General features: G+C 47.0%; 21 protein-coding genes and 1 riboswitch. Of the genes, 5 read left to right on the top strand and 16 right to left on the bottom strand.

Annotation, left to right across the window (positions count from 1 at the left end; genetic code table 11):
* Positions 1–38 precede the first annotated feature (38 nt).
* From GT360_RS15610 to GT360_RS15590, 6 genes are all read right to left on the bottom strand, one after another.
* A complete protein-coding gene (locus GT360_RS15610; RefSeq protein ID WP_164649891.1) occupies positions 39–1,619 on the bottom strand; it encodes a BCCT family transporter in 1,581 nt (526 codons plus the stop codon).
* 295 nt (positions 1,620–1,914) lie between these two features.
* Positions 1,915–2,121: a hypothetical protein gene (locus GT360_RS15605; protein ID WP_164649890.1), complete on the bottom strand. Its 207-nt coding sequence runs from the start codon at positions 2,119–2,121 to the stop codon at positions 1,915–1,917.
* 1 nt (position 2,122) lies between these two features.
* Positions 2,123–2,272 carry a hypothetical protein gene (locus GT360_RS21850; protein WP_204274594.1) on the bottom strand — a complete coding sequence of 50 codons (150 nt, stop codon included), beginning with the start codon at positions 2,270–2,272 and terminating at the stop codon, positions 2,123–2,125.
* Between the two features lie 412 nt (positions 2,273–2,684).
* Positions 2,685–2,897 (bottom strand): transcription antiterminator/RNA stability regulator CspE, encoded by a 213-nt coding sequence (gene cspE, locus GT360_RS15600; RefSeq protein WP_164649889.1) that lies wholly within the window; start codon positions 2,895–2,897, stop codon positions 2,685–2,687.
* A gap of 299 nt (positions 2,898–3,196) precedes the next feature.
* Entirely contained in the window at positions 3,197–4,471 is a 1,275-nt protein-coding gene (locus GT360_RS15595) for a Y-family DNA polymerase (RefSeq protein ID WP_164649888.1), read from the bottom strand.
* Positions 4,468–4,851 carry a LexA family protein gene (locus GT360_RS15590; protein ID WP_164649887.1) on the bottom strand — a complete coding sequence of 128 codons (384 nt, stop codon included), beginning with the start codon at positions 4,849–4,851 and terminating at the stop codon, positions 4,468–4,470. Before GT360_RS15590 ends, GT360_RS15595 begins: the two co-directional genes overlap by 4 nt.
* 277 nt (positions 4,852–5,128) lie before the next feature.
* Between GT360_RS15590 and GT360_RS15585 the strand changes: the two genes are divergently transcribed.
* A complete protein-coding gene (locus GT360_RS15585) occupies positions 5,129–6,211 on the top strand; it encodes an efflux RND transporter periplasmic adaptor subunit (RefSeq protein ID WP_164649886.1) in 1,083 nt (360 codons plus the stop codon).
* Positions 6,198–9,299: an efflux RND transporter permease subunit gene (locus GT360_RS15580; RefSeq protein WP_164649885.1), complete on the top strand. Its 3,102-nt coding sequence runs from the start codon at positions 6,198–6,200 to the stop codon at positions 9,297–9,299. Before GT360_RS15585 ends, GT360_RS15580 begins: the two co-directional genes overlap by 14 nt.
* 75 nt (positions 9,300–9,374) lie before the next feature.
* Here the strand turns inward: GT360_RS15580 and GT360_RS15575 are convergent, their stop codons facing one another.
* The 8 genes from GT360_RS15575 to GT360_RS15540 all read right to left on the bottom strand — a co-directional run bounded on the left by GT360_RS15575 (position 9,375) and on the right by GT360_RS15540 (position 20,859).
* Entirely contained in the window at positions 9,375–10,856 is a 1,482-nt protein-coding gene (locus GT360_RS15575; protein ID WP_239502674.1) for a DUF1254 domain-containing protein, read from the bottom strand.
* Between the two features lie 323 nt (positions 10,857–11,179).
* Positions 11,180–12,979, bottom strand: coding sequence for an allophanate hydrolase (gene atzF / locus GT360_RS15570; protein WP_164649884.1), 1,800 nt, complete (start codon positions 12,977–12,979; stop codon positions 11,180–11,182).
* Positions 12,980–12,997: 18 nt separating this feature from the next.
* Entirely contained in the window at positions 12,998–16,588 is a 3,591-nt protein-coding gene (gene uca, locus GT360_RS15565) for an urea carboxylase (protein ID WP_164649883.1), read from the bottom strand.
* 106 nt (positions 16,589–16,694) lie between these two features.
* Positions 16,695–17,333 carry an urea amidolyase associated protein UAAP2 gene (locus GT360_RS15560; protein WP_164649882.1) on the bottom strand — a complete coding sequence of 213 codons (639 nt, stop codon included), beginning with the start codon at positions 17,331–17,333 and terminating at the stop codon, positions 16,695–16,697.
* Positions 17,334–17,344: 11 nt separating this feature from the next.
* A complete protein-coding gene (locus GT360_RS15555) occupies positions 17,345–18,112 on the bottom strand; it encodes an urea amidolyase associated protein UAAP1 (RefSeq protein ID WP_164649881.1) in 768 nt (255 codons plus the stop codon).
* Positions 18,113–18,122: 10 nt separating this feature from the next.
* On the bottom strand, positions 18,123–18,929 hold the full coding sequence (locus GT360_RS15550; RefSeq protein WP_164649880.1) for an ABC transporter ATP-binding protein: 807 nt from the start codon (positions 18,927–18,929) through the stop codon (positions 18,123–18,125).
* Positions 18,922–19,752, bottom strand: a complete 831-nt coding sequence (locus GT360_RS15545) for an ABC transporter permease (protein WP_164649879.1) — start codon at positions 19,750–19,752, stop codon at positions 18,922–18,924. The genes GT360_RS15550 and GT360_RS15545 overlap by 8 nt, the downstream gene beginning before the upstream one ends.
* 33 nt (positions 19,753–19,785) lie before the next feature.
* On the bottom strand, positions 19,786–20,859 hold the full coding sequence (locus GT360_RS15540; RefSeq protein ID WP_239502673.1) for a putative urea ABC transporter substrate-binding protein: 1,074 nt from the start codon (positions 20,857–20,859) through the stop codon (positions 19,786–19,788).
* Positions 20,860–20,923: 64 nt separating this feature from the next.
* A riboswitch (guanidine-I (ykkC/yxkD leader) is annotated at positions 20,924–21,021 on the bottom strand.
* A 366-nt stretch (positions 21,022–21,387) separates the two neighbouring features.
* Between GT360_RS15540 and GT360_RS15535 the strand changes: the two genes are divergently transcribed.
* Entirely contained in the window at positions 21,388–22,173 is a 786-nt protein-coding gene (locus GT360_RS15535) for a glycine betaine ABC transporter substrate-binding protein (RefSeq protein ID WP_204274593.1), read from the top strand.
* A 39-nt stretch (positions 22,174–22,212) separates the two neighbouring features.
* A complete protein-coding gene (locus tag GT360_RS15530) occupies positions 22,213–23,238 on the top strand; it encodes a zinc-binding alcohol dehydrogenase family protein (RefSeq protein WP_164649877.1) in 1,026 nt (341 codons plus the stop codon).
* Between the two features lie 147 nt (positions 23,239–23,385).
* Here the strand turns inward: GT360_RS15530 and GT360_RS15525 are convergent, their stop codons facing one another.
* Together GT360_RS15525 and GT360_RS15520 are read right to left on the bottom strand one after the other, a co-directional pair.
* Entirely contained in the window at positions 23,386–23,952 is a 567-nt protein-coding gene (locus tag GT360_RS15525) for an Lcl C-terminal domain-containing protein (RefSeq protein WP_164649876.1), read from the bottom strand.
* Between the two features lie 6 nt (positions 23,953–23,958).
* Positions 23,959–24,597 carry an Lcl C-terminal domain-containing protein gene (locus GT360_RS15520; RefSeq protein WP_164649875.1) on the bottom strand — a complete coding sequence of 213 codons (639 nt, stop codon included), beginning with the start codon at positions 24,595–24,597 and terminating at the stop codon, positions 23,959–23,961.
* A 463-nt stretch (positions 24,598–25,060) separates the two neighbouring features.
* Between GT360_RS15520 and GT360_RS15515 the strand changes: the two genes are divergently transcribed.
* Entirely contained in the window at positions 25,061–26,167 is a 1,107-nt protein-coding gene (locus GT360_RS15515; protein WP_164649874.1) for a DSD1 family PLP-dependent enzyme, read from the top strand.
* The last annotated feature ends 44 nt before the right edge of the window (positions 26,168–26,211 follow it).

Raw genomic sequence — 26,211 nt, 5'->3', positions numbered from 1 at the left:
GAATCGATTTTACCCAATCGAGTCTAACCCCTTCGCACTTAGTTGATGCCTTGTTTGCTTGCCATCGTTTGAGCGTATTGATAGCCAAACCACAAAGTAGGAAGCAATATGAGTGATACTGGCACTGCCGTCACAACAATGAAAGACTGCAATGCGCCAATGCCGCCCTCTCCCATCGAGATCAGGACAATCGCGACTAAACCCATAGTGATGCCCCAAAATGCGCGGATCACGGCATTTGGCTCTTTATCACCGCTGATCACCATACTGATGGTGTAAGTCATCGAGTCACCTGTTGTTACGATGAATGTGGTGGTGAGAAGCAAAAACAATAAAGCGATTGGCGTTGAGAATGGTAGCTGACTGGTAATCGCCAACAACACTGCCGGTAGATTAAAGCCTTCAAACGCGGTTGAGATAACGCCAGGGTTTGCAATCTCGAACGCTAATCCACTGCCACCAATCGCAGTAAACCAAAAGCAAGTCACTAATGGTGCAACGATACTCACCGACATCACGAGCTGGCGGATAGTACGACCGCGAGAGATGCGTGTGATGAAAATGGCCATCATTGGGCCATAGCCGATAAACCACCCCCAGAAGAAGACGGTCCACCAGCTCAACCATTCGGTATCTGCGCGATACAGTGCCATAACAACAAAGTTGTCGACCATACTGCCGACGCCTTGCACATAGCCATCAACGATAAAACTCGTTGGGCCAAACAACAAGATGAACCCTATCAAGAACACAGATAATAAGATGTTGTAGCGGCTGATAATTTGAATTCCTTTGCTCACACCACTCAGCGCTGACACGGTGTACATCGCCATCGCAAACAAAATAACTAGGCTTTGGGTAACAAAGTTATCAGGTAAACCAAACAGCGCATTTAACGCGTAGCTAATCTGTAAACCCAAAAAGCCGATTGGTCCAATGGTTCCCGCAGCCACAGCAATAATACAAGCGGTATCGACTACATTACCCAGTCGACCGGTGATCACTCGCTGACCGAAGATTGGGTATAAGAGTGTGCGAGGTTGTAATGGTAACCCTTTGTCATAATGTAGGTGCATCAGTACGATGGTTGATAGACAACCAAGGATAGCCCACGCCAAGAAGCCCCAATGTAAGAAAGATTGAGACATGGCATTGACTGCGGCATCAGTCGGTAAGGCGTCACCAAACAACGGAGGGGCACTCACGAAGTGAGCGATGGGCTCTGCGGCTGCCCAAAAGACACCGCCACCCGCAAGCAGCGTGCACAGAATGATTGAAATCCATTTAAAGCTGGTGATTTCTGGAGCAGAAATACCACCAAGTCTCACACTGCCAGTACGGCCAAATGCTAGGTAAAGACCGATGACAAAGTTGGCTAGCAGTAACACCTGCCAGAAAGCGCCAAAGAAATGGGTAGCGAATGAAAACCCTTGATTGACCCACTCTGAAAGTAGCGATGGGTTGGTAATCGTCAATAACATAAACCCGACAAAGAAGGTGCTACTCATTTGAAAAGTGGGGTTAGTCAGTTGAAGTTTGTGTAAAAGAGCAGGAGCTGCCTTTTGCGAGGGACTTTGGGCCAAGTCAGAAGCACTGATGGCTTGAGTCGAATTAGGCATGTATTGGTTCACTTATTTTGGCTGAACAAGAACATTCAGCATGTGTTTGCCTCACAGTTTCACAAAAACGTGAGGTGCATCACTGTATGGTACCACAACTGGCTTCAAAAAGGGGATTTGATACAGGAAGTGGCAAAAAGAAGGAGGTTGAATACCCAGCGTTCCGCGAATGGAAAATTTGGTCAAGCGAAAGGAGGCTATTGAAGCGTAGACGTTAAGAAGTAGCCTACGCGATAACCGTTTTGTCATTTTTTAGCTGAGAGACCCCAAGTGCTCTCTAGGGATTTCGGCTCTATTAATTTGCATTCACGAAGCGTTCGGTACTCGCAAATAGCTTTTCGCACTTTTTCTTTTGCTTGGCGTGCTCATCCGTGCCTTCAGTCATCGAATCGAGCAGCTCTTTGGCGCTGTTGTATTCCGCTACCATCACAGAAAGTCGCTCTTCAAAGTGATTTTTGCTCATTTTCTTCGCTGGTTTTCTAACCGGTTTTCTTTTGTTCATCTTATAGCTCCCATAACTTTTTTTGTTCTTGTTCTAATAGAATCTCTTCTATTTTCTTTCTTATTTTGTGAGCGCTTTCTGTGCGTTCATTGTCGGCGTGAACATTCAGTTCATCCACTTTCACTTTCTTTAGTTTTGTTTTTTTCAACACTTAGTCCCCTATACCAGAAGTGAGATAAAATCCACCTAACACCTTACCTTGAGTGTTCTTTATTTCGCCGGAGTTTTGGCGTTCACAGAAAGTAAAAACCAGGTCAAAACTGTTTGATTTAGGTAGGATATGACGTTTTAAAACATCACTGTTAAGCTGGTTTATTGTGGCAGACCAAGCGGTTTGATTGTGGTGAAGGTAATAGTTAATTTCGTACAATTAAGTCTTACTCTTCAGATCTTTGTGATCACGAGAGACAATCTTTTGTTCACGAGAAACATTATTTTGTTCACGTGAAAGATAGTACCAATAGGTCTTTCGATTCGTTAATCTTCTCATTTTTCTCCTAGTTTGTTTAGAAATCGCAAGATCTCGCCCAGTGTCAAGTACCGAGCAAGACCTCGCTAAACTCTTAAAGTACTGTAACGTCAGTAGCTTGAGGGCCTTTTGCGCCTTGCTCTGAGTTAAAAGATACTTTTTGGCCTTCAGCTAGTGTTTTAAAGCCGTCGCTCACGATAGCGCGGAAATGAACGAATAGGTCTGCGCCACCGTTGTCAGGTGAAATAAATCCAAAACCTTTAGTTTCGTTAAACCATTTTACTGTGCCAGTTGCTTTGTTTGACATATTAATATCTCGATATGTTGATTGAATTAATCAGGGAACTACTAAATAAGGAATGAAGAAAAAGGGTTCGCAGGATAGCGATAAGACGAATCAAATCGAAATGTAGCTGGGAAGAACTTAAACTAGATTAGTTATTAATAGCCCACTGTTTGAGCTTGCGGCTACTATACACGTTATTAGCTCAATAGATACACATTTCTTTACCTATTTATTTTGTTATTAAAAATCAGCATCTTGAAACGTCCAATTCTAACAAAAACCAATTCAGACAATGCTCAACTAACTCACTACGGGTAAGATCATTGACAGTGTACGATGGGTAAATCAGCCCACTTTGTCAGGTAGGCAGGGGACAGTCGGTCACGAGTCATCTTTGCCTTCGCCTCAAAACCTTCTGCACCTAAGCGTACGATTCGCTCTCCGGCCAGGCTATTAATACGGTCCATCACCGTCATCAGGCGTGGGTCTTGATGTGGTGCAAACATATCCCCCTGAGTTTGGCGAATATCGCCCAGTTCAAGGCAACGGCAACCTATCTTATAGTAACGCTGCCCCTCTTGAAATAGACCATTATCGAGTGCATTGGTCATGGCCTGAGTTAACGTCCTTGTGTCATCAATGGCGGTGACAAAGCGCACCGTTTCGCTACGGGAGAAATAGGTTTTCGCATGTTGCCCTGACGAAACGTAAAACTGAACGCAACGCGTGCCAAGCCCAGACGTACGCAATTTAGCAGCGGCAACCGCGACCCTAGCGCTAAGAGCTTGGCGTAACTCATCATAGGTTTCAGCTCTTACCGTTAGGCTCAGGCTCGATCCTATCTCTTGCTTGCTCTGAACATCAGGGAAGCTTCGGAAGTTAAACACCTGCTCACCATTGAGTTCACGCACGACACGCTCTAAGTTGACCGACCCCGACTGCCTTGCCAGCTTTAAAGGCATTGCCGCTAACTCAGCCGCATTGTAGATCCCCTTCGTGGCCAGCATCGCTGCTGTGCGACGTCCAACCCCCCATATCTCGCCGACAGGCACACTAGGTAACATTTTGGCTTCATTTTGTGGAGTCAATAATGCGATTCCACGATAGCCTTCAAACGTTTTTCCGATGTGACTGGCTACCTTCGCAAGAGTGAATGTTCGCCCTAGCCCACACCCTATCGGCAACCGAGTATTTGTCCATGCCAGTCGACGCACCTGCCGCGCGGTTGCTACCCACTCTTCATCGGTCTGCGATACATTTTCAACCGCAGCGAAGGCTTCATCGATGCTGTATCGGTGATAATGCGTGAAGATTTGCGATTCTTCTAGAATACTATGAAGCCGATTAGACATGTCGGCGTATAGCTCATAGTTTGAGCTAAAGACTGCAACGCCGTTTGCCTCAAGCTGTTTTTTTTGCTGAAAGTAGGGAGCAAATTTTTTCACACCTGCTGCTTTAGCTCTCTTATTTGCAGCAACAATCATCCCATCCCCGTTGCTCAGCACAACAATAGGTTTGTCACGTAGGTCTGGACGGAACACCGCTTCAACGGAGCAATACATCGCGTGAACATCACACAAAAATATCATGGTCATAATGGACGATGGCACCGAATAGACTGCACGACAACGCCTTCGATTAAAGAGGCTGAGTTTACCTCTACAGGGGGATAATCTTCATTGGCGCTGATTAGACATTTATTATTTAAATCTAGCAACTTCACGACAAACAGCCCATCATGAGTGGCAACAACCACATCGCCGTGGCGCGGAGGACAAGCACGATCGATCACCAGCAGATCGCCATCATAGATCCCGACTCCCGTCATGCTGTCACCTTGGGCACGAACAAAATAGGTAGAGGACTTACGCTCGCCAACAATGAGGTCATCGAGACTCAAAGGCTTTAGCGCTTTGTATTCTGCCGCAGGCGATTCAAATTGACTAATTCCTGCGCTGGCGCTGACAAGTGACATAGGGACACCAATAATACTGTATATATATACATATAATTATCGCCATTTGTCGTCTACTGTCAATACAATCACCTATCACTTTGCCTGAGGCGACGCTTTCTTAACCTAAGTAAAGACAAGCAACAGCCCAATATATTGGATGACATCAAGAATAAAGGTATAGAAGTGTAAAGATCGTTGCCGTTCTTTCATAAATGGTTGATAAAATAATACTAAATGACAAAAAGAAACCTCAAGCTCAAGAGGTTTCACTGGTTAACCATGGATTGGAACCCAAATGAAATTGACTCTAGTTACAGGTTTGCTGATCGCTGGCCTTATTGTACCTCCCATCAGTAAGGTGAATGCGACACAACTTTCTGCATCTGCTCGTGCTCTACCGGTTGAGCTTAGTGAGGTGAAATCGTCACCTTGGGGAGAAAGTTTAGTGGCACTAGGCAATGTCTATGCTCGTCACCAAGTCGCTCTCGTCAGTCAAGTGGAGGGTGTGATTACTGGACTACCAATTCACGATACTCAAACGGTGAACCAAGGTCAGCTGTTAGTGCAGCTTGATGACCGTCAAGCCAAGGCGCTCCTCACCCAAGCAGACGCACAGCTCAATGAAGACAAGCGTTTACTCAAAGAGATGGTGAGACTTCATGAGCGTAATTCCTTACCAGAATCGAGCCTGCTAACTCAGCGAGCCAAAGTTCAAATTAGCCAAGCCCAGCGTGATTCTGCGGCGGTTACGCTTTCTTACTATCAAACAACGGCACCCTTTGATGGCGTCACTGGCTTAAACACGCTCACTGAAGGTCAATATGTGCAACGCGGTGAATCGCTGATCACATTGACAGATGTTGAGAGGCTTTACATTGACTTCAATTTGCCGAGCCACTACCTGTCTCAGCTAAACACCAAGCAAAAGCTTGAATTACGCTTTAATGCGCTTCCTGATATGGTATTTTTTAGTGAGATTAGCAGTATTGACCCACAAATCGATCAGCAAAGCCGCAATCTTAAAGTACGTGCAGAGTTGTTTAACCCTGAAGGGCTACTGCGCCCGGGACTACTCGCCCAAATTAATGTATCGCTTGAACAAGAGATCGCGAACATAGTACCAACCAGTGCTGTCTTCTACCGTGGTGCCAATGCCTATTTGTATGTGGTTGATGAAAATGGGGTTGCCCGTCAGACAGAAGTGACGCTAGGCAATACTGATGGTGCGCTCACCCAGGTGCTTGCTGGCGTGCCGCCTGGTGCTCATGTCGTCAGTGCCGGTGTGGGTAAGATCAGTCATGGTAGCTTAGTCAAAGACGCAAACCGTGTCGCTAAACTCAAGCCAGAAGCTCAAGGAGATGACGATGCTTCTCTCTGATCTTTCGATTAAGCGCCCGGTTGTCGCCTGTGTGATTAACCTTCTTCTCATCGTATTCGGTGTGTTGGCTTTTAATAACATCCCTTTGCGTGAATACCCTGATGTCGCGCCCCCTATCGTCTCAGTGAGAGCCAACTATGCGGGTGCCTCTGCCGATATCATGGAATCGCGGGTGATCAAAGTCATTGAAGACCAACTCTCGGGGATCGATGGGATACGCAGTATTGAAGGAAATGCCTCAGAAGGACGAGCGAATATTAAAGTTGAGTTCGAGGCGAGCCGTGATATTGAAGCCGCCGCGAATGACGTACGTGATTCGGTGGCAAGAGCACAAAGACAGCTTCCTGCGAGCATGGACCCGCCGACCGTGACCAAAAGTGATTCCGATGGTGATGGGGTAATAAGTTTTGCAGTCTCGTCGGATTCTCTATCATCTGTTGAGCTCTCTGACTATATTGAAAGGCAGTTTGTTCAGCCGCTAAGTCTACTTGATGGCGTCAGTTCTATTGAACTGCGTGGTGACCAAACGTACGCCTTGCTGGTTCATCTTGATCCAATTGCCATGGCCAGTCGCAATGTGACTGTCGCAGATATCGAAGCGGCCCTTCGCAGTGAAAACTTGGAAGCGCCCGCTGGTAACTTATATGATCCTGCCCGAAGCTATACCCTACGACTGGAGCGCAGTTACCTTACTGCAGAGGATTATCAAAGGCTCATTATCCGACGCAACCTTGATGGTTCGATCCTTTATCTCTCTGATGTCGCGGATGTCACCACTGGAGCAAAAAATGATCTTCGCACTTTGCGCGTAGATGGACGCTCAATGGTTATGATGGAGTTTCTAAAACAGTCTCAAGCGAATACCTTGGATGTGGTGAATGGCATCAAAGCAGAGATTCAACGTCTAACACCTTTTTTGCCTGAAGGTATGACGATTCAGCCGCTATCCGATAGCTCGGTCTTTATCGATAGCGCAATTAGTGAAGTTTACACAACGCTGGCTGTCACTTCTATTCTGGTTATCTTGGTTATTTATACGTTTCTGGGTAGCGCGAGGGCAACCTTAATCCCTGCCGTTAGCGTTCCTGTCTCATTGATTGCGACTTTTGCGGTGCTTGCTCTGTTTGGTTACTCCATTAACTTAATCACCCTGCTGGCTTTGGTCCTTGCCGTTGGACTTTTGGTGGACGATGCAATTGTCGTACTGGAAAATATCGTACGTCGAGTTGACATGGGCGAGCCTGCGATGCTCGCAGCTTATCGAGGCACTAAAGAAGTGGGGATGGCCGTTATCTCAACCACAGCGGTGTTAGTTGCTGTCTTTGTACCTATCACCTTGCTGACGGGTACGGTTGGTATGCTATTTAAAGAGTATGCGATAACCCTAGCAGGTGCTGTAGTTATCTCTAGTATCGTCGCACTGACGATGGGGCCAGTGCTTGGCAGTCGTTTATTGTCGGTTAATGTGAAACCAGGAAAACTACACGATTTTACCGAGTCTATTTTTAAGCGTTTGGAGCAAAACTATCGTGACTTGATTACCCGCCTACTCAAACACAGCTGGGTGGCTGCGCTATTGGTTGTTGTCAGCATGGGCTTTATTGCACTTGTCTATCACACGCTGCCACAATCTTTTGTCGCTCGTGAAGACAAAGGGCGCCTCATGGTAATGCTCCGTGCAACGGAAGGGACTGGCTTTGACGCCATGCAGCCTTATGTCGGTGAGATTGAAGATAGAATGGCCCTGCTGATGGCGCCAGAAGGCCCTATCGAAACGATGGCGATTCGTGCCCCTGGCCGACGGGGTGAGCACGAAATCATGCTGATCATCGACTTAGTCGATTGGAGCGAGCGTGACCAGAGTGTGTTTGAAGTGGGAAACACGATCCGTCGCCAGTTAACGCCCATGGTCGACCTACGGATCTCTCCGGTTGTCCCCACCAGCTTTGGCAGTCGCGCACGCTCTCCTGTGCAGTTGGTTATCGGTGGTGGTAGCTACGAGCAAGTTAAAGAGTGGACAGATAAAGTCATCAGCATCGCCAGCGAGAACCCTAACTTGCTTGATTTAGATACTGATTATAACGAGACGACCCCTCGGTTACGCACTCAAATCAATCAAGCCTACGCCCATGAGCTGGGCATACCAGTCTCTGAAATAGCCAACACATTAGAGACGGTGTTAGCAGGCAAAAACATCACCACCTATATTGAAAATGGTGAAGAGTATGATGTTCACGTTCGTGCTCCACGTGACGCGTTTAACAGCATTACTGACTTAGCGATGATTCAAGTGCGTTCGCAAAATACGGGCGAGCTTGTGCGTTTAGATAAGCTGGTTAACGTTATCATTGAAGGACAACCAAGCTCTCTAAGACACTACAACCGCCGCAAAGCGATTACTATTTCTGCGGATTTGGCCGATGGTTACTCTTTAAGCCAAGCTCTGAGCTATCTCGAAAATGTGGTACAAGAGCAACTGCCAAGCCAGGTAACGGTGGACTATAAAGGTGAATCCCTCGAGTTTAAGCGTTCAAGTAGCTCAATGGGACTGATTTTTATTCTGGCCCTAATGGTGGTCTATCTCGTGCTTGCCGCTCAATTCGAGAGCTTTATCCATCCGTTCGTGATCATACTAACCGTACCTTTGGCCCTAACCGGGGCGCTCGGCGGCTTAATTGTCTTTGACCTAGTTATTGATGTTTATTCGCAGATCGCCATTATTATGTTGATCGGTTTGGCGAGTAAGAACGGAATTTTGATTGTCGAGTTCATTAACCAGTTGCGTGATAAAGGATCTGATTTCGAGCAAGCGATTGTTGATGGTGCGAGTCAGCGCCTGCGCCCTATCCTAATGACGGCAATTACTACCCTTGCTGGTGCGATACCCCTGATGCTAGCCAGTGGTGCTGGCTGGGAGTCTCGTCATGCGATTGGTGTGGTGATTTTCTCTGGGGTGTTAGTCGCTACCATGATGACACTCGTTGTCATTCCGGGACTTTACCATCTCTTGGCTAAGCACACTGGCTCACCCGCAGAGCAAGCTGAGAAGTTGGCGAAACTTGAGGTGGCTTACCCTGAGGTAAAGTAGTCAGTAGGTCTTATTCGAAGGGTCAGCATCAACAAAACGCACATTGACGCAGACCCTTTTTAACGCTTACGAAGGTTATTGCTGTTGCAAGTCACTAGGTCGCCAAGATTGGTCAAACCAAGTCTCAGTTGGTCCGTAAGCGCGGAAGATAACGTTATAGCCTTTGCCTGGCATGGTCTGAACCCAGTTACCTTCCCAGCCTTTCGGCGCTTTGGGTGCAAAATGGATAGTGACAGAGCCATCATCGTTCTCGCGAACGTTTTCGCTTAGTCCATCAACGCCTGCTGATTTTTGGTCGGTTTCGAGCATAGAGCGAGTTTGGTTGTCGTACACCATGAATGACCAGAAGTTCGCCACAGGTACATCTTTGGGTAGCGTGACGGTGTAGTGCTCTCCACCATCCAGCAACTTGTCAGATGCGTCACGCGTTGCGAGTAGATAAGCGGAGCCTTTACCCACGGTGTTCGTCACCATGTCGGGTGTAATACCCGTAGCCATAAAGTGGAAGGTGGCACGCTCATCCACAGAGATTACGCCGTTTTCATCTATAAACTCATGGCCAGAAATAAGTGGCGTAAACCAATGACGGTCGTCGTATACCTTCATATTCTCTTCCGGATAGAAGTAAGTAGAACGTGTTTCTGCCGTGGCAATTTTTGCCGCTTCAACAAGCACCGCTTTCATACGCTCATCGGGTGCAAACGCTTTGCCTTTTTCGATACCCAAATCTTGTGCCAGGCCAATCCACTCTTGGTCCCAAATCTCGGTCGGTTCATACTGAATCAACGCATTTATCTCATCATAGAACTTCTCATTCATGGCATGAACTGTGTTGTATTGCCTGTCGGTGAGGTTGATAAATTCCGTCTGATCGTTCTCGCCATACGGGTACAACTTCATAGTTTGCTTGAGTTTGGCGATGTTGCTTTCCACTTGTGCTTTTTGACCGACGATGCGCAGCAGCAGCCAGTGTTGATAGCCCTCAGTTTCAATCGAAATGTAGCCCTCTGGCACTTCTCCTTTATATGAGCTGTGGTAGATAAAGTATTTACCGCCTTTGCCTTGATCTAATGGATGTGTAACCCCGACTTTGCCAGCAAACTTAAAGGCAGCATTATCAAGCAGGCCAAGTACCGGTGTGCCCACTTCCAAAACAACCGGGCCATTTTTGACATCGACTTCGCTTGTGACATAAGGTGTTGTGGTGTTCGGCGTCAGCCAGATACTGCGCGCATTGAGCATGCCTTCAGAAATACCAATGGTCTGATTCGGCTTCATACCCACGCTTTCATGTCCCGCGAACAAACCTTGCATTGACGCTACCTGAATGCCCGATAAAAACACTCTGACAGCAGTCGCAGTATCAACAAAGTGGCGCGCTTTAAGGTGAGTATCTTGTGAAGGTGCGCCTGATACATAGTTCATCTCACCCAAATACATGGAATCGACTTTATCTGGGGTGATGATCTCGTCAGGCACATTGGCGCTGTATTGCGGCACGGCCATAGCTGAGATGGAAACGGATGAGATAAGTGCTGCGAGGAGTAATTTAGACATTCTGAACCCTTACTTGTTGACCTTCTGAATCGTGTCTAAACGCGCATCAATGCCCTTTTATCTCATTCCTATTTTGACTTTGAAAGTCGTTTGCGCGTCGAACTGGGTCAACTATAAAGGGTCGAACATATACTATCCAATTATGATATTTGATATCTAATATGTTTCTTGTGCATATTGAGAAACAACAAGGTCAACTCGCTAGATCGGTGACAAATGAATGTGTAGTGATGGGTTGACAGCCTCTTAGTATCCTAAGCAATCAGGGATAATAAGAGGCCAAGTTTCAATCAATGAGGGCAATTACTCATGAAAAGTATGAGTTAAGATCGAGTTAGGAAATGTCTCCACCCTCCCGTCTGAGTGATATCCTCAGCCCCTTCAATCCCTATACCCTCACAAATAAACCCTTTCACCCACTCACCAGAGTCTATTTCGACACTGCCTAATCCCAATGGGTGTGGGATCTGCACAAGCAGAGCACCCAGCTGCTTTTTCGGCACCCGCCAGATTTCAACCTCAATCTTTTCTCCCTTATTTGGGGTGCGAACTAATCCAGGCCTTAGCGGTGGCCCACCAGCTAGGCAATACAGGGAGTAGTTTTCGGATGTGGTGGTTCGCTGTTTAAAGTTCGCCCCTAACTCGATGAGTTGATGATTAAGCGCTAAATCTTTCATGTGAGCCCCACACACTAACAAGTCAACACTCTCGCTACTCTCAAGTTCAACTTGCGTTGCCCCTAGTGGTAGGTTCATTGCCTGTTGCCACTCTTTACCCAACGCTATCAAGGCTTCGTCTTGGAATGCTTGGGCAAACAAAGTCACACCAAACGGCAATCCAGCGTCAGTGAAACCTGCGGGCATGGCTATCGCACTGTAGTCGAGTAGGTTCATGAAATTGGTGTAGTAACCAAGGTTGCTGTTGAGGGCAATTGGGTCGTTGTTCACTTCATCAATCGTGTAGATGGTGCCAGCGGTTGGCGTCAGCACTGCATCAACATCGTCCATTAACTGATCACACTTAACTTTAAATGCTTGCAGTTGATACATGGCTTTGAATGTATCGGCAGCAGAAAGATTTCTGGCTCCACCGACAATGGTTTGAATCACGTCCAAGCATTGCTCTTGATTACTATTGAAGAAGGATTCAATCGCAGCGTATCTTTCAGCAACCCAAGGGCCTTGATAAAGCAGATTCGCCGCCTCTATGAATGGTGATAAATCAAAAGGAATGACTTCTGCACCTAGAGATTCTAGACGCGCGACTGACTGAGCATAGAGCTTGCGGTACTCTTCGTTACCAAAGAATTTAAGCTGCTCGTCAGATGGCACGCCGACTCTTAATCCAGAGAACTGAGTGGTGGCTTCAAGCCCTTGCTCAATGGCGTAGCGAGCGTAGCAGTCACTCTCATCGTAGCTTGCTCCTACTTGATAGAGTGTGCTCAGGTCTTCAGCGCTTTTAGTAAAGAATGTCACGCAATCTAATGTTCGGCACGCAGGAACGACACCGCTGCAGCTTAACAGCCCCTTACTTGGCTTGAGGCCATATAAATTGTTAAACGCTGCGGGGACACGACCAGAGCCTGCGGTATCAGTTCCCAGTGCAAAACAGACTTGATTGGTCGCAACGGCAACGGCACTACCAGAGCTTGAGCCACCTGAAATATACTGCGGATCAAAACTGTTGTTCACCGCCCCCCAAGGGCTGCGGGTGCCTACTAATCCGGTGGCAAACTGATCAAGGCTCGTTTTACCCAAAGGCACTGCGCCCGCTTTGATCAACTGCTTAACCACATAGGCAGATTCAGTGGGTTGATAACGGTAGGCTTCGCAACCAGCCGTTGTATCCAGCCCTTGCAGATCAATATTATCTTTGATGGCAAATGGCACGCCAAACAGGGGGAGTTGTTCAATGTCCTGCTTTGCAAGGTCAGCCAGATACGCATCAAGTTGTTGGTCAGAAATGACCGATAGCCAAGCATTGGAGCTGTCGGCTCTGACTTGCTCAAGCTTGCCACGCAGAAACTGCTCTGCGTTAAGCTCGCCATTGAGGTAGGCCTCACGCAGACCGCTGATAGTCATTGGTTCTGCTACTGTTTGAAGTATTATTTTCGTCTTTGTCATTTGTCTATCCTCAAACGGCTACGCTGAACACGTGTTAACAACCAGTAACGGCTCGCCAGCGTGCACCTGAGCACCGGCCTCATGGCATATAGAGTCAATGACGCCAGAGACACTTGCCGTCACTTCAAGCTCCATTTTCATTGCCTCAAGAATCATCACTACGTCATTCTCTTTCACAATTTGGCCCGGCTCCACCAGCACTTGCCAAATATTGCCTGCCACATGGCTTTCAATCGCTTCCTGACCTTCTTCTAGCTCAGTTTGTACACTCGATTGCTCTATTTCAGTGGCAACAAAATTCGCTTGTCCTGACTCCTCCCAACGTTGACGCTCCTCTTCGAATGCCTTTTGCTGGCGAGCTTTCGCCTGCTTAATCTCATCGGCATTTTCGTCCAGAAGTGATTGATAATCCGCTAGTGAAAATTCGGTTTCCTCAATCTTGACTGGATAATGGCCTTGAGGGTGTTTCTCTCGAATATCGAGTAGCTCTTCGGCGCTGACTTCATAGAACTTAATCTGGTCAAAGAAGCGTAACAACCAAGGCTTGCTGAAGGCTTCGGTTTGACGGTAGCGATTCCACATCTGCAGCGTTCGGCCGACAAACTGATACCCACCAGGGCCTTCCATACCGTAGACACACATGTACGCGCCACCAATACCAACCGCATTTTCTGGCGTCCAAGTTCGTGCTGGGTTGTATTTGGTGGTCACCAAGCGATGGCGAGGGTCCATAGGTGTGGCCACTGGCGCGCCAAGATACACATCCCCTAGTCCCATCACTAGGTAACTTGCATCGAACACGATGCGCTTAACGTCTTCCACGGAATCGAGACCATTGATGCGACGGATGAACTCAATGTTATCTGGGCACCACGGCGCGTCTTTTCGCACAACTTCATCGTATTTACGGATCGCGAGTCGAGTCGCTTCGTCATCCCAAGACAGCGGCAGGTGTACTACGCGTGCTGGAACTGTCAGATCATCAATGTTATCGAGTGTTGCTTCAATCGATTCTAGCTCTTCAAGCAACTGTTCTCTTGGCAATACCAGGTTGTCGTAATGAATTTGTAGCGAACGAATACCCGGTGTCAACTCTTGTACACCGATCAGATTACGTTCTTGAAGTTTAAGCATCAGAGCATGAACACGGAAGCGAAGGCGAATATCAAGTACCTGAGGGCCATACTCCACCAGCAGGTAATCTTCACCACTTGGTCGATAAACCACTTGTTCACCATACTCACTGGCTGGAATAGTCTTGATGATGGGTGAATCGAGATCTGCACTCGGTAGTGCCATTTCATGGATTGCACCCTTCTCAAGTTGAGCAAGCTGCGCTCGTTCGGCAAGCTCGGCATCTTCTACGGAGACTGGCGTAAATCGAATTTTGTCGCCGGCTTTGAGCTGTCCCATCTTCCAAAGATCGGCTTTGATGATGGTCGCCGGGCAAACGAAACCGCCCAAGCTAGGGCCGTCTGGGCCCAAGATAACGGGCATGTCACCTGTGAAGTCGATAGTACCTACTGCATACGCGTTATCGTGAATATTGGATGGATGCAGCCCTGCTTCACCACCATCGGAGCGTGCCCAATTAGGTTTTGGGCCGATTAATCGAACGCCAGTACGGCTTGAGTTAAAGTGCACCTTCCACTCGGCATCAAAGAAGGCATCAATGTCCTCTTGAGTGAAGAAATCTGGTGCGCCATGCGGGCCATAAATCACTCGGATCTGCCATTCGCCATTAAACTCTGGCTGATTAATCGTGTGGATTTCAGAAGCAATATTTGGTTTTACTTGGTTGATATGAAGCACATCACCCGCTAGCAATGCACGGCCAGCGTGGCCACCGAATTGACCTAGCGTGAACGTTGAGCGACTACCCAAATACTCAGGGCAATCAATGCCCCCCTGAATGGCTAAGTAGGTTCGAGCACCATCGAGCACTTTGCCCAGCTTGAGGGTTTGTCCTGCTTGGATGGCTATCGCAGTACTCATCGCAACGGGTTCCCCATCCAGTGTGGCTTGTATGCTCGCCCCAGTCAGCGCAATAAGAGTGTCTTGATTGAACTTAAGCGTTGGGCCTGAAACAATGATTTCTAATCCCGCACTGGTTTCATCATTCGCAAGCAGTGTATTAGCTAAACGAAAACTCAAAGCATCCATAGGGCCAGAAGGTGGAACACCAATGTCCCAATAGCCCGTTCGTGCTGGGTAGTCTTGTATGGTGGTTTGTGTGCCGCCACTGATCACGTCAAAGGTATTCGGTTTGAACTCGAAACTATTGAGAGATTGCGTTAGCACCTCGCCTTTCTTCACCAATTCGCTGGCTAATAGCTGGCTCAAATACGCCTTATTATGCTCTATACCGTAGATCGTGCTGTTATCAAGGCTCTGTTTAAGTTCTGCCAATGCTGTGTCTCTATCATCCGCATGCACGATCACTTTGGCTAACATCGGGTCAAAGAACGGTGATACTTCCACACCCGCTTCGATCCAGTGTTCAATGCGTAAGTTCTCTTGTTCTGCCCACTCAACATGGCTTAATAGGCCAGCACACGGCTGGAAATTCTTATTGGCATCTTCGGCATATAGGCGAACCTGAATCGCATGACCTTGTGATGTGAGACTGGCACCCAGTGCCTTCAACTCTAGCTGCTCTGCCCCTTGGCGAACCATCCACTCGACAAGATCCACACCAAACACTTCCTCCGTTACACCATGCTCTACCTGCAAGCGGGTATTCACTTCTAGGAAATAGAACGCTTGTGTTTGCTGATCTAATACAAACTCAACGGTACCGGCATTGCGGTAATTGACCTCACTTGCCAACCTCACTGCGGTATCTTGCAGCTTGGTTCGGGTTTCATCACTGAGGTTCGGCGCAGGAGTCTCTTCGATTACTTTCTGGTTACGACGCTGCGCAGAACAATCACGTTCACCCAATGCCACCACATGACCTTGTCCATCCCCGAAGATCTGCACTTCGATATGACGCGCTTGTTGAATAAACTTCTCGATGAACACACCGCTGTTACTGAAGTTGTTCTCACTTAGTCGCTTAACGCTGCCATAAGCCTCATCAAGTTCTTGGCTGGTAAAGCAGCACTGCATACCGATGCCACCGCCACCAGCGGTACTTTTCAGCATCACTGGGTAGCCAATTTTCTCTGCTTCTTGCAGTGCTTGCTGTTTGTCATTAAGTAGGTCTGTGCCAGGAAGAAGCGGCACATTTGCTTGAATCGCTATGTTACGCGCAGAGTGTTTTAGGCCAAACGAACGCATTTGTTCTGCTGTTGGCCCTAAAAAGACCAATCCTTCTTGTTCGCATCGTTCAACAAACTCTGGGTTTTCACTCAAGAAGCCGTAGCCCGGATGAATCGCTTGTGCGCCCGACTGTTTGGCAATGGCGATAATTTTGTCTTGGTCAAGATAAGTCTCGGTTGCCCCACCTTGGCCTAGAGAGTACGCCTCATCAGCGCCGACAACGTGTAGGCTTTGAGAGTCAGCTTCACTGTAGATGGCAACGCTGCCAATATTCAGTTGTTTTAGTGTGCGGATAACACGGCAGGCAATGGCTCCACGGTTAGCAATTAATACCTTACTAAACATATTTTCGTCCCTAAAGTCCGGGTCGTCCCGGCAAAAATAAGAGCATTCACTAGGGTCGTCCCTTGCTCATTTTCTCAGCTATTGTGCTGATGTTATTGCTTAAATATTATTCCCAGACAATCACTTCAACCGGGGTTGGGTTGTAGGCATTACATGGGTTATTTAGTTGTGGGCAGTTCGACATAAGAACGATGGTGTCCATATGCGCTTTTAGCTCTACGTATTTGCCTGCACCACTGATGCCATCGGCAAAAGTTAAACCACCTTCTTGCGTAATGGGCACATTCATAAAGAAGTTGATGTTGTGGGTAATATCGCGCTTCGACATACCAAACTCTTCATTCTCTGCAACGGCCAACAACCAGCTATCGCGACAGGCGTGCATACATTTTTTATCGAGTGAATAACGAACCGTATTACTTTCCGTTGCACATGCACCGCCTAATGTGTCGTGCCTACCACAGGTATCGGCAACGATTTCGAGCATCACATTGCCTTGGACAGATAAGATCTTGGTGCCTGCGGTTAGGTAGACGTTACCCTGCTCGCGAATGGTATCGATGGCGCTGTAGCGCTCTGATGGATCGTCAGCGTTGTAAAATAGGGTATCTGCCGCTTGGTTTCCCTCAATATCAAGAATACGAAAGGTCTGCCCTTTCTTGACCACCTTCATGTAGTAATCACCGGCAGGAACAACATCTCGATACAGTGCTTCACTTGGCTGTAATTGGCTTTCTACGATCATGCTTTACTCCTTTAGCAATGATGATGGTGGTGAGAGGATGTATCGAAACCTTGCTGGGTCGACGTTGTATAACGGCGGTTGTTCTCAAAACCTCGTGCGTTCTCGTCACGGTGATTCAGACAGGTGTCGTTCTCAAGCATTGGCTCTGATTCAAACACCGTGACCTCAACAGGTTGGTATGGGTAAGCTTCGGCAGGATTAAGTGGGTGCGGGCAAGTCGTCATCACAACCAACGTATCCATTTCAAAGCGCAGCTCAATGCAGTCATCGGCTTTGCTATGCTGTGGGTCGTAATTCAAGTTGCCCGCTTCATCGGTAGAGACTTTGCTAAATAGATTTAAGTTCGCCGCCAAATCACGCTTACCTAAACCATACTTCGCCACCTCAACCAGCAGTGCATCATAGCCGTTCTGCTTCCATTGGTTACGCTCGGTTTGGTAGTCACGCTCGCCCCACTTGTCTGAGACCTTTTTCTTGTTGGCTACACCACATACGGTATCAATCCAGCCGGTATCATCGCGGACAATAGAGCAGAAGATACGTCCCATATCTGAATATAAGCAGTTACCCTCAGTCAGCTTAAACGTGTGCTGGCATTTGAGTGTGTCTGGTGCGTTGTAACGCTCTAATGGGTTCGCTGGGTTGTAAAACAGCACACTTAGGTTTGCGCCGCCTTCTAGGTCTTTGAACCGAACGGTTCGACCTTTAGGCACCACCATAGACCAGTGCGCGGCCCCAGGTAGAGTGTCTGAAAAAATCACTTCCTGTTTTGCTGACATGTTTCATTCCTTATGCAATTTTTTGGAGAAGTTGTTCTGGTTGGGTGTGTTCCAATTGTTCAGTTGGAATATCAAACGTCACCTGCGCACCAAAACGCTCTGGCGCTTGCTCATCGTGGCGAGTGTGGTCAAACACCCATAATCGGTTCCCGAGATGGAAGCCTTCGCTGAGATCATGCGTGATCATGAATACCGTTAGGTTTTGCTCTTTCCAAAGCGACTTCACTAACACGTGCATATCTTTGCGAATGCCCGGATCAAGTGCGCCAAACGGCTCGTCGAGTAGCAAAATTCTTGGCTTTTTAATTAACGCCTGTGCAATTGAGAGGCGCTGTCTCATGCCACCCGATAACTCATGTGGATATTTGTCTTGAGCAGCCAGCAAGCCGACCTGCTCTAGCATCTTAAGTGCCTGCTCTTTAGCTTGTTGCTTCTTGGCACCAAACAGTCGACCCAACAAAGTGCTAGAAATGCTTCTTTCCTCAAACTCATAACCAAGCATCACGTTCTCAAGCGCGGTCAAATGTGGAAAGACGGAGTATTTCTGGAACACAATGCCTCGCTCGACGCCCGGCTCTTGAGTCAGAGGCTCTCCATCCAATAACAATTCACCTCTGGATGGTGTTTCCGTCCCTAACAGCATGTTAAGAAAGGTGGTTTTACCGCAGCCCGACGCACCTACGATGCTGACGAAATCACCCTCATTGACGGTCAGGTTCAAACGCTCAAGTACGATGTTGTCGCCGTACTCTTTCCAAACTTGTTTCACTTGGATGATTGGCTGCTTGGTTTCATTGGTGGCATGCAAGTTAACCATTATTCTCTCCCTGAGACTGGTGATACCAAGGGCTTAGTTTCTTTGAGGCTAACCGCAGTAGCCAATCCATGCTGTATGCCAAAATAGTGATCCACAATACGTAAGGCAGAATCACATCCATCGACAGGTAACGGCGTACCAAGAAGATGCGGTAGCCCAACCCTTCGGTCGCTACAATCGCTTCAGCGGCAATCAGGAACAACCATGCGCTACCCAATGTAAGACGAACCGCTTCAATGAGTTTTGGCATTATTTGAGGAAGAATAACGCGAACAATAATTTGCCAGCTGTTTGCTCCAAGTGTTTGAGCCTTGATTAGCTGCTCATCCGGTAAGCTCTGTACTCTAAGTTGAATATCACGAATAATGATTGGACACACACCAATGACAATCAGCACCACCTTCGATAACTCGCCAACGCCAAATGAGATGAACAAAATCGGCAAGATAGCCATTGGTGGAATCAAAGAAACAGCGGTGATCACAGGTGACAGTGAAGAGCGCACTAATGGAATGATCCCAGTGGCAATACCCAGTGATAAGCCAATCAAGGCACTGATACCAATCCCCCATCCCAGCCTTGCTAGGCTAGCGAAGGTATCTGTCCACATCAGATATTCACCGGTTCTTCGACTTGGGGTAAAAGCCATTCTGTCGATAGCGTCTGCAAAACTGCTGAAAGCCGGGAGCAGCTTATCAGCAGAGTTAGCCGCCAGTCTGGCATCTGATGCCGTCACGTAGACGGCAAGCAGGATCAGAAATGGCATGACACCGAGCATAACGCGTCCAAGTTTAGACGGATGGCGGTTAATTACTTTGGTCATAACGACTCCATTTACAACGACTGAAGAGGGAGATTACAGCTTGTTATCCGCTGCCATCTGCATGTATTCAGAAGTAAATCGGAGCTTGACGTTGCTTGGGTCACCGTAAACGCCTGTCGGTGTCTCTACGCCAATGAAGCCCGCATCAGGTGCACCTTCACCCAGCAAACCGTGCTCAAACGAGAACTCACTGACTTTCTGCATCGTTGCCGCCAATTTAGGGCTCTGCGTGAAGCTCACTGCCTCATCCGCTGAGTAGAACATGTTGGTGGCTTTTAACTGAGACTTGTAGCCATCGAGATCAGTACCTGATGCTTGCGCCATGTAGGATTTGGCTTCATCTCCCTGCTCTGATGATTGCATGATCGACATGATCTCATACCAAGCCCCCGTTAGCGCCTTACCTAGAGCAGGATTACTTTCTAACGTCTCGGTATTTACCACCAGTAGGTCGATGATTTCGCCAGGGATATCAGAAGAGTTGAAAACAAAAGAGGTATCTGGCTGAGAAGTGATTTCGCTAAGAAGCGGATTCCAAGTCACAACCGAAGTGACTTGACTCGTGCTAAACGCAGCAACAAGGTCAGCGTCCGACGTGTTCACCACTCTCACGTCACGCTCGCTCATGCCCACGCTTTCGAGTGCGCGCGCCATCAGGTAGTGAGACACACTTAACTCAACAAGGTTAATCGACTGGCCTTTCAGGTCTTCTAGCTTCTTGTCCCCCTTAAGGACAATACCGTCGTTACCATTTGAGAAATCACCGACGACAAGAGCCGTAGAGTCAACGCCACTAGCGGCAGGAATCGTCAATGCATCCATATTGGTCATCACAGTGGCGTCGAATTGACCTGTCGTGAACTGGTTGATGGACTCAATGTAGTCATTCACCTGCACCACATCAATCTCAATGCCGTACTTGTCTGCCCATTTATCTAAGATTCCAGAATGATCTGCATAGTCCCATGGCATCCATCCGACATAGATAGACCAAGCGAGAGTGAACTTCTCTTTCTCTTGAGCGAGTGCGATTGGGGAAAAAGCGGATGCAAGTAACGTAGTACCAACAACAGATGCGAGTAGGCTTTTTTTGATTTGAGCTTTCATTGGAATCTCCTCCATGAGGTCACTAAATATCAACACAAGAGACACAACCAATTGGTTTGGTTTAATCTCCCGGGCTTCTATCCCTCCGTGTGACCTCTCGCGAGGTTGACAACTCTCGACCCAGACACTGCAGACACAGCCGGAACCCTAGATGTCTATTTTCCAAATTGTGAGTTAGGTGGACAGCGATACCAACTAACGATGCGCTCTTGTGAACTTGATTGGAGTAATCCAATTTGCGTGCCAAAATTTATATTAAATTAAATCAACAGGTTAAACATAAACACAAGGACCTACTCTATTGGGTAATGACCATTTTAGTGCAAAAGTCCAAGATTAGTGCAGCCTGATACGATTCAATCCGTTACTTCATTTTCATATCTGAATTTAATCTGAGTTAACGTATCCATCGCTTAGTCAACATCTATTATCAAATTTAATTTGAGAATAATTCAAAAATTAGGCTATTTATTGATGCGTAATGGTTATCTAGTCTTACATCCATAGCGAGACAGGAGAGAGAAAATCATGAGTATCAAAATCACTATTGGCGTAACAGACCTATCGTTCCATCGTACAACGGCTTCGTTAGTTGCCAATGTTTTGCAATCCATGGGTTTTGAAGTAGAACGCATTTTCTCACCGCATCAAGATAATTTTGCAAAGCTAAAAACGGGGGAAGTGGATATGCTCTCGTCAGCTTGGTTACCCTCGAGTCATGGCATCTATAAGTCCGATGTTGAAGAGGTGGAGCCATTAATTGAGCTTGGACTTCACTATGAACCGTATGCACTGTGGGGCGTTCCAGATTATGTCCCGAAAGACGTGGTTTCCGAGGTTGCTGATTTAGTAAAGCCTGAGGTCATCGAAAAAATGTCACCTAAAATCCAGGGGATCAATCCAGGTGCAGGTATCACCCGATTCTCTATTAAGATGATGAAAGAGTATGGCTTGAGTGATGCAGGATATCAGTTTTTCACAGGTACCGAAGAGGATTGCTTTAGCGCCTTTGAAAATGCGGTAGCGAACAAGGAATGGGTGGTTGTACCCCTGTGGAAACCTCAATTTCTCCATTATCGTTATGACATCCGTGAGATTAAAGATCCCAAGGGGCTTCTAGGTATTGTGGATAGAGCGGTACTTCTTTTAAGAGAAGATAAGAAATCACTGTTCACATCAGAGCAGCTGCAAAAGCTAGATTCACTGAAATTCTCAAACGATATTATCGCTGAACTTGATTACAAAGTTTGCCGCGAAGGTAAGCCACAAGATGAAGTCACGCATGATTGGTTAGTTGAGCAAGGCATCATCTAAGCGGTTTACAACCAAGATCTGAACAACGGAGAAAGTACTATGTCATTACCATCAAAAATGAAAGCTATTGGTTTTACCCGCTCACTTTCAATTGATGAGCAGGAGAGTTTATTTGAATTTGAAACGAGTTTGCCGGAATTGCGAGAAAATGATTTACTTGTGAAGGTAAGTGCAACCTCAATTAACCCTGCAGATGCAAAAATCCGTGCCAGCAGTGCAAAAGATAAAACACTAGATCACCCTCGCGTGTTGGGTTACGACGCGGTCGGTGAAGTGGCTGCTATAGGTGCCAATGTCGAGGGTTTCGAAGTCGGTGATCGGGTGTTTTATGCCGGCGATGTTACGCGTATGGGCGCCAATGCAGAATACCAAGCGGTGGATTTTCGAATCACCTCGCATGCACCAAAGAGTCTTTCTGACGAGTCGGCTGCGGTGATGCCACTGGCTACACTGACGGCTTGGGAGGCGCTATTTGATCGCCTCCGTGTTCGTCCCGAAGAGAGAAAGTCCATACTCATTATTGGTGGCGCTGGCGGTGTTGGCTCTATCGCAACTCAGTTAGCAAAACAGCTAACCAACCTTACTGTGATTGCAACGGCGTCAAGACCCGAAACTGAGCAGTGGGTCAGAGATATGGGTGCAGACCTTGTCGTGAATCACCGTAACCTGGTTGAATCTGTGCGTGAGCAAGGTATTCAATATGTCGACTATATCTTTAATGTTGCAGATACCAAAGGCCATTGGGATTCAATGGTCGAGCTCATTGCCCCACAGGGTATGATCAGCTCAATTGTTGAATTTGAAGGCGGTGTAGATTTATCGGCACTGCAAGGAAAAGCTGCTGGCTTTGTCTGGGAATTGATGTTTACACGTTCGCTATTCGACACAGACGACATCCAGAGACAACAAGACATCTTGTTCCAAGCGGCTAATTTGATTGATTCAGGGCGGATTAAATCAACGTTGACGACGACTCTAAATGGTTTTAATGTCAATACTTTGAAAGAGGCACACCAACGTATTGAGAGTAGCGCGTCGATTGGTAAAACGGCTGTTAAGTACTAGCTCAAAAGATACCATAAAGAGTAAATTGCGAGCCATCACTGAGGCAATAGCAGTCCCTTGTGTCTCAATGTAATATCACTTGTTTTGACAGTGATGGCTCAGTAACCCCCTGAGCTATTTCGGGAACCCAACAACAAGTTACTGTCTCTATTTGGCATCCCTAACTAAACGAACCCAGTTATCAATAGAGATATAGTCAGACGCCATTTCAGAGGCTAATTCATAGTCAGAAGGCGAGCCGCTTTTGGGGTCACTTCTTTGGGCTCCAGCACCGTGCCAATCGAAGTATTCTGTCGCATCGGAGTTTTTCTTACTCCATGCCTGCGCAAAGGTAACGTACACAGCAGTGTGCTTAAAATCACCTTGAGTGCTACTCGTCCAGAAATAATAGGAGTCTTGCTGGGACTCAAATTGGGATGGCGTCACTTCAAAGAAGTTGGTGTTGATGGCTGGAAAATCGACCTTCTCATAATCGACTAATGATTGTAACTCTTTTGCATTTGGCAGGCGCCAATCACTGTGTCCTGCAAGCGTGGCATTATCCGCATACTCTAGCGCTTCAACCCAATTCATTCGTTTACCACTATCACTCTTGGACCACATCAAGCCGGTAGATTGATCGGTCACTGTTCCGTCTTGGTTATCGACATAGTCCATATCATAGAGTGTGGTTGTATTGCGAACGGCACGCACATAATTTCCTGGAACGAACATGTTGTCTTATTTCTGTATGGTGGTGCCATCAAAGAACTTGCCAGTCTCATAGGATTTTATATGGCCGTCAGCAAAGTCAAATCCGAAGCCTCCTTGCAAACCTCCATGCTGAGTGAAGTTTTGCACATCACCTTTGATGTAAACCGTGCTGGACCAAAAAGCGCCAGCAAACGGCCTTCTTCTGTCGTACTCGAAGTCAAAGTAATCGGTATCAATATAGGGTTTACTCTCTTTACCACTTCCAGGCTTCATAAGCTCACCATCGAAATCCGCTAAGGAGTACAACTCTTTGATCGTTGGTAAACGCCAATCCTCATGACCACCGAGTGTCATCGCCTCAACCACTGCCACTGAATCAGCCAAATTTCTTTTGGTTGTGTCATGACTTTTTTGCCACATCAAACCGGTGTTTAGATCGGTGATGGTGCCATCACCATTGTCTTGATATCGTAACGGTGTCGCTTCAATAGACGCATCTTGGCCCGTATACAGGCTGCTTTCGGAAGCGGCTAATGGCTCCCCTTCTGTATCATATTGAACACTTTGCCCAGTACCAGGTAAGATTGGTACTTCTACTTGGGCATGAGCCGAAAATATATGACAGGACAATATCCCTATCATTAAGGTTTCTACCGCTTTTGACATGTGACCACCTATCAGTTTTTGCAGTACTAAGCCGTTCAAGCTATCTCTGTTACAGAGAAGAGATCGACTTAACCTAGACACTCTCAGTTTAGATGAAGGATGGTTGATGCCCGGTAAATATAAGCTACGTCCCCATAATTGTAGTTACTTTCCTTGTTGCAAAAGGCATTGCACGACATTAGTCTATCGAGCAATTTAAAAGCGATACTTTAGTGCAACCTGCACTCCTGCTTCCTCATCTTCTTCCATATCTAAAAGATTTCAAAAAGCTAAGTCGGCCTTTGATAGTCAGTAAAGTTCGAATGAAACCTCTACACCCCATATAACAAATTGTTTTAATTGGTAAAAATATCATGCTAAGGTTTTCATTTAGTTTTTCTAATCAACCATGAGCTAGATGCCAAACGAGTAGCAAGTTTGATATCCTACGAAATCCAGTACTCATCTGCAGTGATACCAGAAAATGAACATTAGCCAACTCGATACCCCTGCCCTAATCGTCGACCTTGAAAAGCTTGAACGTAACCTAGCAGAGATGCAAAAGCGGGTTGAGTCGCAAGGAATGACTCTAAGACCTCATACTAAAGCCCACAAAATCCCAGCCATCGCTCAAATGCAGCTAGACGCTGGTGCGGTGGGTATTTGCACCTCGAAACTGGGTGAGGCAGAGGTAATGGTTTTAGGTGGCATCAAAGATGTCTTAATTACCACGCCAATCGCAGGCGAGATTAAAATTGAAAGACTTGTACGCTTGTGTAGTGAAAACCCTGAATCTACGGTGCGTCAGGTGATTGACCATCCTAGCCATGTTACCGAGATTGGCCGTCAAGCGGCTTCTAATGGGGTAGAAATTGGTCTTCTTGTTGAAGTCGAAAGTGGCCAACAGCGATGTGGCGTTGAGCCGGATGCTGCGCTACTTGATTTGATCGAACTCATCAAGGTGACAGAAGGCGTCAGATACGATGGTATCCAAGCTTATAGTGGTCACCTGCAATTAGTTAAAGGTTTTGAACCGCGACAAGCTGCTGCTCGTGATGCAGTCGCTAAAGTATTTGACTACATCAAGATGGAATTAGCACCTCGCGGACTCGAACCGACAATCATTTCCGGCGGTGGTACGGGCACTTACCAAGCTCATATCGACCAACCTTTTACCGAAATTCAAGCAGGCTCTTACCTGTTTATGGATGCAACTTACTCTGCTATCGGTGATGAGAGTAGCGATGAGGTCAATGGCCAATTTGAGACTGCATTATCTGTATTAAGTACCGTCATCAGCCACCCTGCCGCCGATCGAGCTGTCATTGATGCGGGTATGAAATCACTCTCCATAGACTTAGGTATGCCAAGGGTAAAATATCAAGACAAAGTCACCTACAAAACTGGCGGAGACGAGCACGGTATCCTCTTAATGGAACTGAATGAATCTCCGTACAAAATAGGCGATCGAGTGATGTTGTTACCAAGCCATTGTGATACCACTCTACACAATTTTGATGTGCTGCATGCGGTTCGTAAAGATAAGGTAGTTGGACAATGGCGCATTGAGGGTCGAGGTCGCTCGGACTAAAGATTGAATTAAAGCCTTTGGGGTCAGAATCAGCCTAAATCGAC

This window comes from Vibrio astriarenae, from assembly GCF_010587385.1.
GTDB classification, from domain to species: Bacteria; Pseudomonadota; Gammaproteobacteria; order Enterobacterales; family Vibrionaceae; genus Vibrio; species Vibrio astriarenae.
Note: the sequence above shows the minus strand (reverse complement) of the source record. Positions and strands in the feature narration are given on the sequence as shown.